Below are 16,449 nucleotides of genomic sequence, written 5' to 3'. Positions count from 1 at the left end.
CTCCTCACCCCTTCAGGCCGGCGGTGTTGATGCCCTCGACGAGCATGCGCTGGAACGCCACGAAGAAGAAGAACACCGGCAGCAGCGAGACCACCGCCATCGCGAACATCGGTCCGGTCGACGTCTGGCCGGTGGCGTCCATGAACATCCGCAGGCCCACCGGGACCGTCTTCTTGGGCAGGTCGTTGAGGTAGATGAGCTGGGTGAAGAAGTCGTTCCAGGTCCAGATGAACGAGAAGATGGCGGTGCTGACCAGCGCCGGGCGCACCAGCGGCAGGATCACGTGCCGGAACACGCCGTACGGGCTGCAGCCGTCGATCCGGGCCGCCTCGTCCAGGTCGCGCGGGATGCCCCGCATGAACTGCACCATGAGGAACACGAAGAACGCCTCGGTGGCCAGCACCTTCGGCACGATCAGCGGCAGCGGCGTATTGATCCAGTCGAGGTGCCGGAACAGGATGTACTGCGGGATGATCATCACGTGGTTCGGCAGCAACAGGGTGCCGATCATGACGGCGAACCAGAACCCGCGCAGCGGAAACCGCAGCCTCGCGAAGGCGTACGCGGTGACCACGCAGGAGGCCATGTTCGCCAGCACCACGCCGCACGCGATGATCAGGCTGTTCAGGAAGAACCGGCCGAAGGTGATGCTCGGCAGCCCGAACCAGCCATCGTGGTAGTTGCGCCAGGTCCAGTGCTTGGGCAGCAGGCCCGTGTTGCTGAGGATCTCGGTCGGCGACTTGAGCGAGTTGCCGACCATCCACACCAGCGGGTACAGCACCATGCACAGCAGTACCAGGATGATCAGCGCGCGCAGCACCCGGGAGGCCGGTGAGCCGCGCCGGACGGTCGGTCCTTTGCCCGGGCGCCGCCGCGACGCGGCCCGTGGCCTGGGTAGGGATTGCGTGGTCATCGCCCATCCTCGCCATCGCTGTAGTGCACCCACAGCCGGCCGGTGGAGAACAGCACGGCGGTGAGCAGTCCCACGACGGCCAGGAACACCCAGGCCAACGCGGAGGCGTACCCCATCTCGAAGTCGCTCCAGCCCCGCAGGTACAGGTAGAGCGTGTAGACCATCGTGGAGTCCACCGGGCCGCCGAGGCCGTTGCTGATCACGTAGGCCGGGGTGAACGTCTGGAAACCGTGGATCACCTCGAGCACCAGATTGAAGAACAGCACCGGTGACAGCATCGGCAGGGTGATCCGCCAGAACGAGCGCCAGCGGCCGGCACCGTCGACGGCGGCTGCCTCGTAGAGTTCGGTCGGGATCTGTTTGAGCCCGGCCAGGAAGATGACCATCGGCGCGCCGAACTGCCAGGCGCCCAGCAGCACCAGGGTGCCCAGCGCCGTGTCGGGATCGTTGACCCACGCCTTGCCGTGGATGCCCACGAGGGCGAGCAGATGGTTGATCGCACCGGTGCCGCCGAACATCGCCTGCCACACGATGCCCAGGGCGACGCTGCCGCCGAGCAACGAGGGCAGGTAGAACATCGCCCGTACCCAGCCGATGCCGCGCCGCTCGCGGACCAGCAGCAGCGCCACTCCCAGCGCGGCGGCCAGCTTCAGCGGTACCGCGATCACGGCGTACAGCACCGTCACCTTGACCGCGTGCAGGAACTGCGGGTCGTTGGTGAAGATCCGCCGGTAGTTGTCCAGACCTATCCACTGCGGCGTGGTGAACAGGTCGTAGTTGGTGAAGCTCAGGTACAGCGAGTAGAGGGTGGGGATGGCGGTGACCCCGAGCAGCCCGAGCAGCCACGGGGAGAGGAAGACGTACCCGGCGGTCCGCTCGCGCGCCCGCCACGAGGCGCGCCCCCGCCGTCGAGAGGCGGGGGCACGGTCGGGAGTCTGGTCGCCGGGCAACCGCGGCGAAGCCGTGGTGAGTGCCACGGGTTTACTCCTGTTCGAGAGGGGCCCGATCGCTCAGGCCGCGATGGCCGCCTTGGCCTGGCTGAGGAAGCTGCTCGCCGCGGCGGACGGGCTCGCCTTCTTGTACTGGACGCTCTCGGCCGCCGTGACCAGCAGCGTCTTGACCTGGCTGTGCCCCTTCGGCGGTACCGGCGGAGTCGGCCCGAACTTCGACGCCAGACCGGTCTCGAAAGTCACCGAGGTCTGGTCGGTGCTCTTGAGCGTCGGCGCGACGAGGGACCGCACGTCGAGGTTGGGGGCCAGGCCTCGCTCGGCGCCCAGGATCTTCCCGGCGTCGGGGTCGTTCGCCAGGAAGTTGATGACGTCGACCACCGTCGACTTGTGCTTGGTGCCGCTGTAGCCCGACCAGAACATCGCGGCCCGAGCCCACTCGCCCTTCGGGTCGCCGGGGTAGGTGACCAGCCCGAGCTGGTGGTCGGTGCCCGCCTGCAGCGCGGAGAGCTGGTTGGACCACAGGAACGAGGTCGCGCCCTTCTTGACCTCGATCAGCTGCTTGGCCACGTCGCCGCTGTTGGCGTTGTGGATGAGGTCGGCCGGCGGGGTGGCCTTCTTCGCCGCCGCGTTGGACCAGAGGGTGAACCAGCCGGTGAGGTCGTCGGCGGCGAAGCCGAACGAGCCGTCCTGCGTGTACAGGTCCTTGCCCTGCTGGCGCAGCCACACCTCCAGCGCCTTGTAGTCGCCGCTGGGGTCCATGGTGCCGTACAGCTTGCCGCCGCTCTTGTCGAAGACCTGGGTACCCCAGTCGATCAACTGGTCCCAGGTCATACCGACGCTGGGCTCGGTCAGGCCGAGCTGGCCGACGGAGGTCTTGTCGTAGAACATCGCGGGGGTGTTCTCGGCCGCGGCGATGCCGCCGACCCTGCCCCTGACCTCGCCCGAATTCGCCAGGCTGGCCGGGAACTTGTCGACCTTGATCTCTTTGCCCACGTACGGCTTGAGGTCCAGGCAGATGCCCTTGGTGGTGTACTCGGTCAGCCCGTTGTCGTCGATCTGGAAGATGTCCGGCGCGGTGCCGCCGGCCGCCATGGTGGCCAGCTTGTCGTAATACCCCGCGTTGCCCTGCCACTGCTGCTTGAAGGTGACGTTCGGGTGCTTCGACGTGTAGAGCTTGAGCACCTGGTCGGTGATGTCGGCGCGGGCCTGCGCGCCCCACCAGAACACGCTCAGCTCGACCGGCCCGGTGTCCTCGGCCTTCGGCTTGCCCGAGCCGCTGGAACCGCTGCCGCAGCCGACGAGCGCGGCCGGTACGCCGAGGCCGAGCACCGCGAGCATGCTGCGGCGGGTGGTCCCGTTGCGACGCCGCGCCATCGAGGGCGGATCGACGGACGGGGAGGGCGTGGATGGCATGACGATCACTCCTTGAGATTTGGTATTGGCGCCCCGCTTGCGGGGCACGGCGTCGGTGGCGACCCGGCGCGGCCGGGGAGCCGGACCGGTCGAGTCGCGAACGACCAGAGTGGTCTGGAGGGTCACCTTGGCGTTGGTACGGCGATCGGCGCCGTGCTGGAGCAGCATGTCGACCGCGGCGCGACCGGCGGCCGCGGTCGGCGTGGCCACGGTCGTCAGCCGGGGTCGCACGAGCCGGCTCAGCGGGATGTCGTCGACGCCGACCACGCTGATGTCCTGCGGGACACGCATGCCCAGGCGCAGCAGACCGTCGATGAGGCCGATCGCCATCAGGTCGTTGTATGCCAGTACCGCGCTCGCGCCGGAGCGCTGCACATGGCAGGCCGCCGCGGCGCCGGCCTGCTCGGTCGGGGGATTCGGTCCGTGGACGGTCAGGGTGACACCGCAGCTGCGTGCGGTGGCGGTGGCGGACCGGCGGATCTCCCGGTTGGTCCAGGAGCCGCGCGGGCCGGACAGCAGGATCAGGCGCTCGTGGCCGAGCCCGGCCAGGTGGGTGACCGCGGTGCGGGCGCCCTGCCCGACGTCCATCACCACCGCCGGCAGGCCGGCGACCACCCGATTGATCACCACTAGCGGCACGTCCCGGCCGAGCTGATCAATGAGCCCATTGCCCATTCGGGGGCTGCACAGCAGCACCCCGTCGACCTGGCGGGCGATCGCCTGAACCAGTTCCTCCTCGACCACCGGGTCCTCGTCGGTGTCGGCCACGAACAGGTGGTAATCCCGCTGGCGCGCATAGGTCTCCGACGCTTTGATCAATGGGGGGAAGAACGGGTTGGCGATATCGGCAACGATCAACCCGAGATTGTGCGTACGACCGGTGATGAGCGCGCGTGCCGCCCGGTTGGGCCTATATCCCATGGCCTCGGCAACAGCCAGAACTCGGCTGCGCGTCTCGGGATTGACCATTCGCGGCGCGGTGAACGTGCGCGAAACCGTCGACGCGTGCACGCCCGAGGCTTTGGCCACGTCTCGGATCGTCGTCGGCACGCCGGCCTCCTGGAAAGCGCTTGCAGAAACGGGACGAGAAGCTAACTGCGTGCGTGATGGCTCATTAATGCAAAGGTTTGCGATGCATGTCAATGCCTCGGTGTTGCAGATTTGTTGCAGCCGCCGATCCCATTGACGCACGGCATCACGTTGGGCGAGAGTCTTGGTGCAAGCGCTTTCCCGCGCCAAGAGGCAGGATCGCCCATGCCAGCCATTCACACCAGATATGCCATTGTCGGCACCGGCTCGCGCGCCGAAATGTTCGTCAAAGCGCTCGCCGTCGAGCACTCCGACACCGCCCAACTGGTGGCGTTGTGCGACGTCAACCCGGTTCGCATGAACGCCCACAACCGCTTGCTGGCCAGTCTGGACGCGCCGCCCGCGGCCACCTATCCGGTCGAGAGCTTCGCCGCCATGCTCGACAAGGAGTCCGTCGACGCCGTGCTGGTCACCTCGGTCGACCGCACGCACGACGAATACATCGTGGCAGCGCTGGAGGCCGGCCGTGACGTGATCACGGAGAAGCCGATGACCATTGACGCGCCGCGCTGCCGGCGCATCCTCGACGCCGTCGAACGCACCGGCCGCCGGGTGACCGTGACGTTCAACTACCGCTACAACCCTGTGCATGAGGCGGTGCGCCGGGTGCTGTCCGGCGGCGAGATCGGCGAGATCGGTTCCGTGCACTTCGAATGGCAGCTCGACCTGCGCCACGGCGCGGACTACTTCCGCCGCTGGCACCGGGAGAAGGCCAACTCGGGCGGCCTCATGGTGCACAAGTCCAGCCACCACTTCGATCTGGTCAACTGGTGGCTGGGTGCCCGGCCGGTCGAGGTGTACGGGATGGGCCGGCTGTTCTTCTACGGGCCGGCCGGCACCCGGCACGGATACGACCGCGGCTACCCGAGGGCCCACGGCGACCCGGCCTCGGCCGGCGACCCGTTCGCGCTGCGGCTGGCCGAACGGCCCCGGCTCAAGGAGCTCTACCTGGACGCCGAGGGCGAGGACGGCTACCTGCGCGACCGCAACGTGTTCGCCCCCGGAGTCACGATCGAGGACGACATGGCGGTGCTGGTGCGCTACGACACCGGCGCCACCATGACGTACCACCTCACCGCGTACTCGCCCTGGGAGGGGTACCGGGTGATGTTCAACGGCAGCAGGGGCCGGCTGGAGCTGGAGGTGGTGGAGAGCGACCACGTCGATCTCGCCGCGGCCGGCGAGGTCAAGGGCGACCACTCGGCGCTGCACGGCGTCGAGGCGGCCGCCGAGCGGGGCTGGCTGAAGCTGACCGTGCGCCCGTTCTGGGCACCACCCAGGGACATCGACGTACCCGGATACACCCGGACCGGTCACGGCGGCGCGGACGTCCGGATGCTGGCCACCATCTTCGGCGCCGCCACCGAGCCCGACCCGTTGGGCCGGGCGGCCACCGCCCAGGATGGCGCCCTGTCGCTGTCCACCGGCCTGGCCGCCAACGAGTCGTTCGCCACCGGCCGCCCGGTCCGGGTGGCCGACCTGCTGGACATCCCGTGAGCGGGGCGCCCCAGGCCCGGTCCGCGACCGGCGTGCGGACGGTGCCGCCGACCGTCGCCCTGATCGGCGCGGCCGGGCACGGTGAGCAACACCTGAAGCGGCTGGTCGGGCTGGCCGGCGCGGGCCGGGTGCGCCTGATCGGGGTCTGCGACGTGCGGCCGGTACCGGTACCCGACGGGGTGCCGCTGTACACCGACCATCGCCGCCTGCTCGCCGACCGCGCCCCGCAGGCGGTGGTCATCTGCACTCCCCCGCACACCCACCTGCCGATCGCGCTGGATGCCCTGTCGGCGGGCTGTGACCTGCTGCTGGAGAAGCCGCCGGTGCTCACGCTGGCCGAGCACTCGGCACTGTCCGCCGCCCTGGCCGCGTCCGGGCGGGCCTGCCAGGTTGGCTTCCAGGCGCTCGGCTCGCCCGCGCTGACCCGGCTGGTGGAGGCCATCGCGGCCGGCCGGCTCGGCACCGTCACCTCCGTCGCCGGGGTGGGCGCGTGGTGGCGGCCCGACGCGTACTTCAGCCGCGCGCCGTGGTCCGCCCGCCGGGTGCTCGACGGCCGGCCCGTGCTCGACGGCGCGATAGCCAACCCGTTCGCCCACGCGCTGATGGACTGCCTGGTCATCGCCGCGGCGGCCGGGGCGGGCCGGCCCGAGGTGCTCGCGGTCGAGCGGTACCGGGTGCTGGACCTGGAGGTGGAGGACACCGCGTGCCTGCGGCTGCGCCTGGCCGGCGGGTTCGACGTGACGCTGGCGGTGAGCCTGCGCTCCGCCACGTTCATCCCGGGCGACATCACCGTCACCGGCACCTGCGGCAGCGCCGTGCTGGAGTACCCGACCGACCGGCTGCGGCTGCCCGGGCAGGCCGCCATGGAGGCCGTGCCGGGCCGCGTCGACCTGCTGGAAAACCTGCTCGCCCACCGGGCCGCGCGCGAGGAGGGCGGTGCGCCGGTGCCGCTGCTGGCGCCGCTGCCGGTGACCGCGCCGTTCACCGCCGTCGTCGACGCCCTCGCCGGCGGGCCGGCCGCGCAGCGGATACCCGGGCGGTACCTCGTACCGCACGCGGCGGCGACCGCGGCCGGCCGGGGCCCCGACGGCCCCGCCACCGACGGCTCCACCAATGGCGGCCCCGCCAACGGCGGCCCCGGCACCGACGGGCTGGCGATCGACGGGATCGCCGAACTGGTGCGCCGGGCCGGCGACGAGCGGGCGCAGTTCACCGAACTCGGCGTGCCATGGGCCACCGGCGCATGGCGTTCCAAGGTGTCCACAGTGGAGGAGCATGATGCGCAAGCTCAGCCTGGATGACCTGTCGCGTGGCAAGGACGGACCCGTGCTGTCCGATGCGGTACCTGGTCACGTGCTGGAACGCGGCGGGGTGAGCACGTACCTCGCCGGCCAGCGAACCCATCCGGAGGGGCGCCACGTGCACGACGTCCCCGAGGTGTTCACCATCCTGCAGGGCAGCGGCCTCATCGAGATCGACGGCGAGCAGACCCCGTTCCAGACCGGCGACCTGTTCGTGGTGGATCCGGGCGAAGACCACCACCTGCTCAGCACGGGGGAACTGCCGCTGGTGTCGATGTGGCTGCACCTGCAGCCCGCGGGCTAGTCCTGCAGCCCGCGGGCTAGTCCTGCAGCCCGCGGGCTAGTCCTGCAGCCCGCGGGCTAGTCCTCCAGCCACGGTCGGGGAGGCTCCGGCTCGGTCGGCGAACGCCCATCGGAGATTTGAGGAGAGGGTTCATGCGTCTGCGAGTCATTGTTCCGGCCGCGTTGGCGGCCATCACCGTGAGTCTCGGCTGCGCCGGTACCGCCAACGCGGCGAGCGCCGGGCACTCCCGCGACGACCAACCATCGCGGCTGGCGCAGCTGATCGGCCGGCAGAGCCTGCCCGCCAACGACGGCTGGGCGGCCTCCGGCACCGGTACGTCGGGCGGCGCGGCCGCCACCGCGGACGAGGTGTTCGTGGTGCACAACCGCGGCGAGTTGGTGAACGCGCTCGGCGGCAACAACGCGACGAACGCGACCAACACCACCCCGAAAATCATCTACGTCAGCGGCAGCGTCAACGCCAACGTGGACGACGCGAACCAACCGGTCGGCTGCGACGCCTACGCGGACCCCGGATACACCCTGGACGCGTACCTGGCCGCGTACGATCCCGCCGTCTGGGGACGTACCAGTAAGCCCAGCGGACCGCTGGAGGACGCCCGCGCGCGTTCGGCCAAGAACCAGGGCGCCCGGATCAACATCAACGTCGGCTCCAACACCACCATCATCGGGCTGCCCGGCGCCCGCCTGACCGGCGCCAACCTGCTCATCCAGAACGTGGACAACGTCATTGTGCGCAACCTGACGCTGCAGGACGCGCACGACTGCTTCCCGGTCTGGGACCCGACCGACGGCAGCACCGGCAACTGGAACTCGGCCTACGACACCCTGTCGGTCATCGGGGCCACCCACGTCTGGGTGGACCACTGCGACTTCAGCGACGGCAACAATCCGGACTCCGACCAGCCGGAGTATCTCGGCCGGCCGTACCAGGTGCACGACGGGCTGCTCGACATCACCAAGGGCGCCGATCTGGTCACCGCGTCCAACAACTACCTGCACGACCATGACAAGTCGATGCTCATCGGCTCGACCGACAGCCCCACCTACGACGTGGGCAAGCTGCGGGTCACGTTGCACAACAACCGCTTCGCCAACCTCGGGCAGCGGGGGCCGCGGGTACGGTTCGGTCAGGTCGACATCTACAACAACCTGTACGACATTCCGAACGCCACCGGCCCGTTCGCGGCCGACGGGTACTCGTACTCGTGGGGAGTCGGCCACCTGTCGGCGATCTACGCGCAGAACAACGCCATCATGCTCGGCTCGGGTGTGGACCCCTCGAAGGTCGTCTACAACTGGGGCGGCACGGCGATGACCGAGAAGGGCACCTGGATCGGTCAGGGCCGCAGGTTCTCGCCGGCCAGCGCGCTGGCCGCGTTCAACGCCGCGAACCCGACGGCCGTCATCGGCACCGATGCCGGCTGGACCCCGACCCTGCGCACCCTGGTGCTGCCGACGGCGGTGGTACCGGTGGTGGTCGGGCTCACCGCCGGCACCAAGCTGCTCGGCTGACCGGTAGCGCGCGACGGCGCGCCGCCACCGGCGAGTGCGGGCCACCCACGGGGCGGCCCGCACTCGCCGCATCTGGAAGCGGGCCGTGCTCGCCGCGTCAGCGGGGCGGGGGCGCGGCGCTGGCCCGCCGGACGATCTCGCCGGCCACGTGCTGCACCCGGGGCGCCCTCGGCCGGCGGGACGGGTCCGGCGCGTCCAACGCCAGGCTCATCGCCCGCTTTCCCATCTCGACCAAGGGCAACCGGATGGTGGTCAGCGCGGGCGTCACATCGCGGGCGATCGGTACGTCGTCGAAGCCCACCACCGACACCTCGTCCGGTACGGCGACCCCGCGCTCGCGCAGGGCGGCCAGCGCGCCGACCGCCATCGTGTCGTTGAGCGCGATGATCGCGGTCAGCCCCGGTTCCCGGTCCATCAGCTCCACCGCCGCGCTCGCGCCGCCGTCCCGGCTGAAGTCGTCGTACCGGATCCGCCTGGCCGGCAGCTGGCGCCCGTAGTCGCGGGCGGCGCGCTTCAACCCGGCCAGCCGGTCGGTGGTGGTGGTGAGCACCCGGGGGCCGGCGATCACGCCCACCCGCTGGTGCCCGAGCTGGAAGAGTTCGGTGCCGAGCAGGTATGCGCCGTTCTCGTTGCCCGGCACCACCGCGTCGCCCACTATGTCGTGCCGGCCGATGACCGCCACCCGGCCGCCGGCCTGCTGGTACGCGCGGAGTTCCGCGTTGAACTCGCGGTTGAACTTGGCGTCGTGGTAGCCCGACCCGGCCGGCACGATGGCGGCGACCTGCTGGGCGCGCAGCAGCTCCACATATTCCAGTTCCCGCTCGGGGTCGCGGTAGCTGTTGCAGATGACCAGCAGCCGGCCGTGATCGGCGGCAACCCGTTGCAGTCCGCGCGTCAACTCGGCGAAGTAGGGGTCGGACACGTCGTGCACGATGACGCCGACGGCGGTGCGCTGCGGCCGGGCGAGCAGTTGGGCGTGCGCGTTGGGGACGTAGCGCAGCTCCTCGACCGCCTTCATGACCCGGGTGCGCAGCGCCTCGGTCACGTGCTTGGCGTTGCCGTTGATGACCCGGGAGGCGGTGGATGGGGAGACTCGCGCCCGGCGTGCGACATCGGCCAGCCGTACGACGCCGGAGGGGCCTTCAGCCATGTCGCCTACCCAGGTCTTGTCGGAATCTCCCGCCCCCGGCGTGCCGGCCGCTGACGAGGTGCGTTGGCCCTAACGAGTACTCGTGTGTGTTTACAGTAGCGCAGGAATCCGCTTTCCTAAGGTACCCTGGCCGGGCTGCATCCGGAGCCCCCGGAGAGCCCGAAATTCCCGGGCGCGCGACCCGTCCGGGGCCCACGCGTGACACCGCCCGCCCGATTTGCGAGGGGCGAGGCGCGGTCAGGGACATCGGTCGGCGCGTCGCGACCGCACTCCCGCGCTCAGCCGCGGTAGCGGTCGCGGTCGCGGTCGCGGTCGCGCCGAGTCCATCGCCCGCCGATGCCGCGACATTGCCCGACGGGTCGTCGATGCTGCCGCCGTCGCGTCGATGTCGCAACGGAGCGGGCGCCGGGAGAACCGCCCGCCGACCAGGGCACCGATCACCGCGGTGGTGGCGTGGCGGTGACCCTCACCTCGCTATACACCCAGAGGTATACCTCGTGGTGTAGAGTTCCGGCCATGTCACCGAGGGTCGACCGTCCGAGAGCCGCCGCCGGCAGTGCGCCGGACACACCGCGCGGCACCGGCCGCCCGTTCCTGCGGGGCTGGCTGAGCGACCTCGCGCTGGGCGCGCGGCTGACCCTGTCCGGCGGCCGGGAGGGGTGGACCAGGACGGTGCTCGCCGCGCTCGGCGTGGGGCTCGGAGTGGCCCTGCTCCTGGCCGCGGCGTCGCTTCCGGCCATCGAGCGGGCACACCACGAGCGCAGCGCCGCCCGCGACTACGTGTACGTGGGTGGGCCGCAGCTGTCCCGCGGCGACGACACGATGCTGATTTCCCAGTGGGACACGACCTTCCGTGACCAGTCCATCACCGGCTGGCTGGTCCAGCCCGAGGGGCCGAAGGCCCCGGTGCCGCCGGGCCTCTCGGCCGATCCCGCCCCGGATCAGCTCGTCGTCTCGCCGGCCCTGGCCCGGCTGCTCGGCTCCCCGTCCGGCGCGCTGCTGCGCACCCGGTTGAACCACCCCATCGTGGACACCATCGCGCGCGCCGGCCTGTCCGGCCCCAACGAACTCGCCTTCTACCTCGGCAGCGCCCAGCTGGAGCGGGCCCTGGGGGACGGCAGCGGAGTCAGTCGCATCGATCATTTCGGCGCGCAGGACACCGCCGAGGGGCTGGACCCCGTGCTGATGCTGCTGGTCGTCATCATTCTGGTGGTACTGCTGATGCCGGTGGCGGTGTTCATCGGCTCGGCCACCCGTTTCGGCGGTGAGCAGCGCGACCGCCGGCTGGCCGCGCTCCGGCTGGTCGGTGCCGACCGGCGGATGGCCGCGCGGGTCGCGGCGGGCGAGTCCCTGGTCTCCGCGGGGGTGGGGGTCGTCCTCGGCGTGCTCTTCCTGCTCCTCGGGCGGCAGTTCATCGTGCCGAGGCTCACGCTGTGGAACATCAGCGCGTTCGCCTCGGACGTGTCGCCCAACCCGGTGCTCGCGGCGCTCATCGTGCTCGGGGTGCTGGCGTCGGCCGTGGCGGTCAGCCTGTTCGCGCTGCGGCACGTGGTCATCGAGCCGCTCGGTGTGGTACGCCGGTCCGGCAGCGCGCGGCGGCGCCTGTGGTGGCGGCTGGCGCTGCCCCTGATCGGGCTCGCCCTGCTGGTGCCCGCCTTCAACTCGGTGCACCGCGAGGGATCGGGCCCCAACAAATACCAGTTCAGCTTCGGCATCGGGCTGTTGCTGATCGGAGTGGTCGCCCTGCTGCCGTGGCTGATCGAGTTGGTGGTGCGCCACGCCGGCGGGAGCACCGTGTCGTGGCAACTGGCCGTCCGCCGGCTCCAGCTCAACAGCGGCACGCCGACCCGTGCGGCCAGCGGCGTCGCGGTGGCCGTGGCCGGCGGCATAGCGCTGCAGATGACCTTCGGCAGCGCGCAGAGCGACTACACCAAGGCGACCGGCCAGGACCCGTCGCGCGCACAGGTGATGAGCACCCTGAGTACCGGCGTCGACGCCGCCACGGCGGACCGGAGCGCGGCGAGGTTCCACGCGACTCCCGGCGTCACCTCGGTGGATGCCGTCCTGAGCGGCAACATCGGCTGGGCCGGCTCCGGTGCGACGGCGTCCGAGCCCGCGGCCTCCGACGCCGAGGAGCCGGCCGGCACGCTGGTCGTCGGCGACTGCGCGACGCTGGCCAGGCTGTACAAGGTGGGCCCGTGTTCCGACGGCGACGTGTTCCTGGCCGCGGGGCCACAGCACAGCATGGGCGACGGTCCGCTACCCGCGCCGGGCCAGCGGGTGACCCTGGTACCCCCCGGCGGCGGTCCTGGTCCACAATGGACAGTTCCGTCGTCGGCGCGGACCATCGCCGCGGCGCCCGACCCCGGGGGCTCTTCGTTCGTGGGCGTCATGGCCACCCCGGGCGCGGTCACGGCGTCCGAACTGCGCACCCCGGTGCTCACCCTCTACCTGAGCACTGACCACCGGCCCGACGGGCTGGAGTACCTACGCAACACCGCGGCGGCGATCAGCCCGATGATGACGGTCGAGCCGCTGGCCGTTACGGCGCGGAACAACCAGTTCTCCACCATCCAGCGCGGGCTGTCCATCGGCATGGTGGCCGTGCTGCTGCTGATCGGCGCCAGCCTGCTGGTCGGCGTGCTCGAGCAACTGCGCGAGCAGCGCCGCACCCTCGCGGTACTCGTCGCGTTCGGCACCCGACGCAGCACGCTGAGCGCCTCGGTGCTGTGGCAGACTGCCATCCCGATGCTGCTCGGCCTGGTCCTGGCCGCCGCCGTCGGCATTGGCCTCGGCTCGGCACTGCTGGCGGTGACCGGCGTGTCCGTGACGCGCCTGCCGTGGACCGGCATTGCCGAGATGTCCGGCGCGGCGGTGGTGGTGGTCCTGCTGGTCACCGCGGCCAGCCTGCCGGCGCTGTGGCGGCTGCTGCGGCCCGAGGGGCTGCGCTCCGAGTGAGCCGGCCAAGCGCGCCACCGAACGCGCACAGACATCCGAGGACCTGAACGGGTCGGACCGACCCCACGACCGCGATGCGTCAGCGGCACGGGGCGCCGGACGAGGGCCGGTGCCAGCGGATAATCCGCAAACGAACGCAGATCAACAGACGCGGACAGTAAGCGACCGAAGCGCTTCGACGCCCCAAAGAAGTCGGCACCCGTCCGAAAAGATCCGCCCTCTCCGCAGTCTTGACAGCGCAACTATTGGCGGCATAGTTTCAACACCATCGATTCGTTCAGTCGTTGAACTATCTCGTGAATTCCGTCCCCAGCGCCGGGCGCGCCCCGTCGCGGCCAGGTGGCCGGCCCCACCGTCCCACCGGCCCCACCGCCCCGCCCAACGGGCGGCGCGGTCGCGGCCGCCGGCCGGTCGCGAACAGCCGGACCGGGAACCTCCGTAGGCCGCGCCGCCCCACGGTCGCCCCGCGCCCGCGCGCACCCGCCGAGGAGGTCTCATGGACCGACAGCGCCGACTCGCCCGGTCAATCGCCCTGGGCACCACCGCGGTACTCGTGCTGGGTGGGCTCAACGTCGCCACGGCACCGTCCGCCATCGCCGCCGGCAGCACCACCGCCTGGAGCAACGGCACCTTCGTCGTCGACACCCCCGACGTGGTACGCCGATCCGACATCGTGCTCGGTCAGCCCAACCCCAGCGCCAGCCAGTTCGTCCCGCTGGGCAACGGCACGCTCGGCGCCGCCGTCTGGGCGGCCGGTGGCTTCACCGCCCAACTCAACCGCACCGACACCTTCCCCGACCGCAAGTCACCCGGGCAGGTCACCATCCCGGGACTGGCCACACTCACCGGCGCGGCCGACTTCACCGGGTACCTCGACCTCTACGACGGCACCCTGCACGAGTCCGGCGGCGGCATGACGCTGACCGCGTACCTGCGGGCGGACAAGGCCGAACTGGTCGTGAACGTCACGGGGGCGGATCCCAACAGCACCCAGACCGCCCAGGTGGCACTGTGGAGCGGCCGATCGCCCGCGTCCCGGGCCTCGGGTACGGTCGCGACCCTCGCCGAGACCTTCGTGGACAACAGCGGCAGCGGGGCCTCCGGGCAGACCTTCGGCACGATGGCCGCGGTCACCGCGGGCGGGCGCGACGTGGTCGCCTCGGCACCCAACTCGTCCACCGCGCGGGTGAGCTTCCAACCCAACACCGACGGCTCGTACCGGGTGGTGGTGGCCGCACCCGGCTGGACCGGCGGCGACGCGGTGGCCACCGCGAGCGCGTTGCTGGGCGGTGACGCCACCGCGTCCGCGTCCTCCGTCGCCGCGGCCCACCTGTCCTGGTGGCACTCGTACTGGGCGGGTGCCGGCCTGATCAAGATCTCCTCGACCGACGGTACCGGCGACTACGTGGAAAACCTGCGCACCCTGTACCTGTATGACGAGGCCGCCAGCAGCCGGGGCACGTACCCGGGCTCCCAGGCCGGCGTCGCCGACCTGTTCAACTTCTCCCAGGACCACCAGGACTGGTTCCCGGCCGGCTACTGGTTCTGGAACCTGCGCATGCAGGTGCAGGCCAACCTGTCCGCCGGCGAGTTCGGCCTCGACGACCCGACCTTCCGCCTGTACCAGAGCAACGCCTCCAACATCGCGGCGTGGACGAGCGCCAACATGGGCGGCCGGCCCGGGCTGTGCGTGCCCGAGACCATGCGCTTCAACGGCAACGGGACCTACCAGGGCGCCACCAGCAACGCCTCGTGCGACCAGAACATCACGCCCAGCTACAACTCGCTGACCATCACCACCGGCGCCGAGATTGGGCTATGGGTCTGGCAGCGCTACCTGATGACGGACGACCGGTCATTCCTTTCGACCAATTACCCATTGCTCAGCGGCGCGGCCAACTTCCTGCTGTCGTATGCGACGACCGGCTCCGACGGGCTCCTGCACACCAAGGCCAACGCGCACGAGACGCAGTGGAACGTGAACGACCCGGTGACCGACATCCTGGCCATGCAGGCCCTGTTCCCGGCCACCGTCAAGGCGGCGCAGACCCTGGGTGTCGACTCGGGCCTGGTGAACCAGCTCAACTCGGCGATCCCGAAGATCCCACCCCTGCCCCGCACCGACACGGCCACGAAGACCCAACTGCTGACCGCGGCCGCCGACGCGGCCGGGGCGGACATGATCGGCCCTTCCAGCCAGCCGACCGCGCCCACCCACAACGACGAGAACCTCGGGCTCGAGGCGGTCTGGCCGTACAACGTGATCGGTGACAGCGGTTCGCTCACCGCTCTGGCCAAACGCACCTACACGTCCCGCAGCTACGTCAACGGCAACGACTGGAGCTTCGACCCCCTGCAGGCGGCCCGGCTGGGTCTGGGCGGCGAGGTGAGGTCGGACCTGCTCGCGGCGACCAGGTCCTACCAGGCGTACCCGTCGGGCCTGGCCAGCTTCACCGGTACGCCGGCCAGCGAGCCCTATCTCGAGCAGGCCGGCGTGCTGGCGGCCACCGTGGCCGAGGCGTTCGTGCAGGACTACGACGGCCTGGTGCGCATCGCACCCGCGTGGCCCAGCGACTGGACCGGCGAGGGCACCGTCTACATCCAGCACAACTCGAAGGTCTCCGTGCAGGTGTCCGGCGGCACGGTGAGCACCGTGGCCATCGCCTCGGGCTCCGGTGCTCCCATCACGGTACGCAGCCCGTGGCCGGGCCAGAGCGTGACGGTGGTGGACAACACCGGCGCGACCGTGGTCGGCGCGACTGTCAACGCCACGCTGACCATCCCGGCCGTGTCCGGGCGCACCTACCTCGTCGAGCCCACCGCCTCGCCCACCACCGCACTGCCGTTCGCCGCCGTCAGCGGCAGTCCGGCCGGGGCGGCCCGGCACCTCAGCGGCGGCGGGAGCATCGGGCTCGACGCGCGGGCACACTCCTCATCCGTCATCAGCCTGCGGGCGCACGCCAACGGCGACTACGTCACCGCCGAGAACGCGGGCGCACAACCGCTGATCGCCAACCGCACCGCCATCGGACCCTGGGAGCAGTTCGACCTGCTCGACGCCGGCAACGGCAACATCGCCCTGCGCGCCCACGCCAACAACAACATCGTCACCGCCGACAACGCCGGCGCCGCGCCCCTGATCGCCAACCGCACCGCCATCGGAACCTGGGAAACCTTCCAACTCACCCACAACCCCGACGGCAGCATCAGCCTCAAGGCACTCATCAACAACGACTACGTCACCGCCGAGAACGCCGGCGCACAACCGCTGATCGCCAACCGCACCGCCATCGGACCGTGGGAGGAATTCGACCTCATCAACGACTGATCGACGGCCCCGCCGGCCACGGGTGGGTGCGG

9 protein-coding genes and 2 pseudogenes are annotated in these 16,449 nt (G+C 70.7%); 6 read left to right on the top strand and 5 right to left on the bottom strand.

Features of this window, described 5'->3' with window-relative positions; translation table 11 throughout:
- Positions 1-4: 4 nt before the first annotated feature.
- The 4 genes and pseudogenes from ABEA87_RS18610 to ABEA87_RS18595 all read right to left on the bottom strand — a co-directional run.
- Positions 5-913 (bottom strand): carbohydrate ABC transporter permease, encoded by a 909-nt coding sequence (locus tag ABEA87_RS18610; RefSeq protein WP_425570910.1) that lies wholly within the window; start codon positions 911-913, stop codon positions 5-7.
- Positions 910-1,890, bottom strand: a complete 981-nt coding sequence (locus ABEA87_RS18605; RefSeq protein WP_345631167.1) for a carbohydrate ABC transporter permease — start codon at positions 1,888-1,890, stop codon at positions 910-912. The genes ABEA87_RS18610 and ABEA87_RS18605 overlap by 4 nt, the downstream gene beginning before the upstream one ends.
- A 33-nt stretch (positions 1,891-1,923) precedes the next feature.
- Positions 1,924-3,042: pseudogene (locus ABEA87_RS18600) on the bottom strand (ABC transporter substrate-binding protein); the annotation flags it as partial.
- 291 nt (positions 3,043-3,333) lie between these two features.
- Positions 3,334-4,326 (bottom strand): annotated as a pseudogene (locus ABEA87_RS18595) (LacI family DNA-binding transcriptional regulator); the annotation flags it as partial.
- A gap of 204 nt (positions 4,327-4,530) precedes the next feature.
- Here ABEA87_RS18595 and ABEA87_RS18590 point away from each other — a divergent pair.
- The 4 genes from ABEA87_RS18590 to ABEA87_RS18575 all read left to right on the top strand — a co-directional run bounded on the left by ABEA87_RS18590 (position 4,531) and on the right by ABEA87_RS18575 (position 8,981).
- The gene (locus ABEA87_RS18590; RefSeq protein ID WP_345631165.1) at positions 4,531-5,862 is read left to right on the top strand and encodes a Gfo/Idh/MocA family protein; all 1,332 of its coding nucleotides are present in this window, start codon (positions 4,531-4,533) and stop codon (positions 5,860-5,862) included.
- The gene (locus ABEA87_RS18585) at positions 5,859-7,163 is read left to right on the top strand and encodes a Gfo/Idh/MocA family protein (RefSeq protein ID WP_345631164.1); all 1,305 of its coding nucleotides are present in this window, start codon (positions 5,859-5,861) and stop codon (positions 7,161-7,163) included. Before ABEA87_RS18590 ends, ABEA87_RS18585 begins: the two co-directional genes overlap by 4 nt.
- Positions 7,141-7,467 carry a cupin domain-containing protein gene (locus ABEA87_RS18580; RefSeq protein ID WP_345631163.1) on the top strand — a complete coding sequence of 109 codons (327 nt, stop codon included), beginning with the start codon at positions 7,141-7,143 and terminating at the stop codon, positions 7,465-7,467. Before ABEA87_RS18585 ends, ABEA87_RS18580 begins: the two co-directional genes overlap by 23 nt.
- A gap of 131 nt (positions 7,468-7,598) precedes the next feature.
- Positions 7,599-8,981 (top strand): pectate lyase family protein, encoded by a 1,383-nt coding sequence (locus ABEA87_RS18575; RefSeq protein WP_345631161.1) that lies wholly within the window; start codon positions 7,599-7,601, stop codon positions 8,979-8,981.
- 97 nt (positions 8,982-9,078) lie between these two features.
- On the opposite strand, the gene ABEA87_RS18570 is transcribed toward ABEA87_RS18575, so the two are convergent.
- On the bottom strand, positions 9,079-10,131 hold the full coding sequence (locus ABEA87_RS18570) for a LacI family DNA-binding transcriptional regulator (RefSeq protein ID WP_345631159.1): 1,053 nt from the start codon (positions 10,129-10,131) through the stop codon (positions 9,079-9,081).
- A gap of 516 nt (positions 10,132-10,647) precedes the next feature.
- Here ABEA87_RS18570 and ABEA87_RS18565 point away from each other — a divergent pair.
- Both ABEA87_RS18565 and ABEA87_RS18560 read left to right on the top strand, forming a co-directional pair.
- Positions 10,648-13,089, top strand: coding sequence for an ABC transporter permease (locus ABEA87_RS18565; protein WP_345631157.1), 2,442 nt, complete (start codon positions 10,648-10,650; stop codon positions 13,087-13,089).
- A 496-nt stretch (positions 13,090-13,585) separates the two neighbouring features.
- On the top strand, positions 13,586-16,417 hold the full coding sequence (locus ABEA87_RS18560; RefSeq protein ID WP_345631155.1) for a fascin domain-containing protein: 2,832 nt from the start codon (positions 13,586-13,588) through the stop codon (positions 16,415-16,417).
- Positions 16,418-16,449 lie beyond the last annotated feature (32 nt).

The sequence above is a fragment of the Rugosimonospora acidiphila genome, from assembly GCF_039543385.1.
Lineage (GTDB): Bacteria > Actinomycetota > Actinomycetes > Mycobacteriales > Micromonosporaceae > Rugosimonospora > Rugosimonospora acidiphila.
This window is presented reverse-complemented; position numbering and strand designations above follow the sequence as displayed.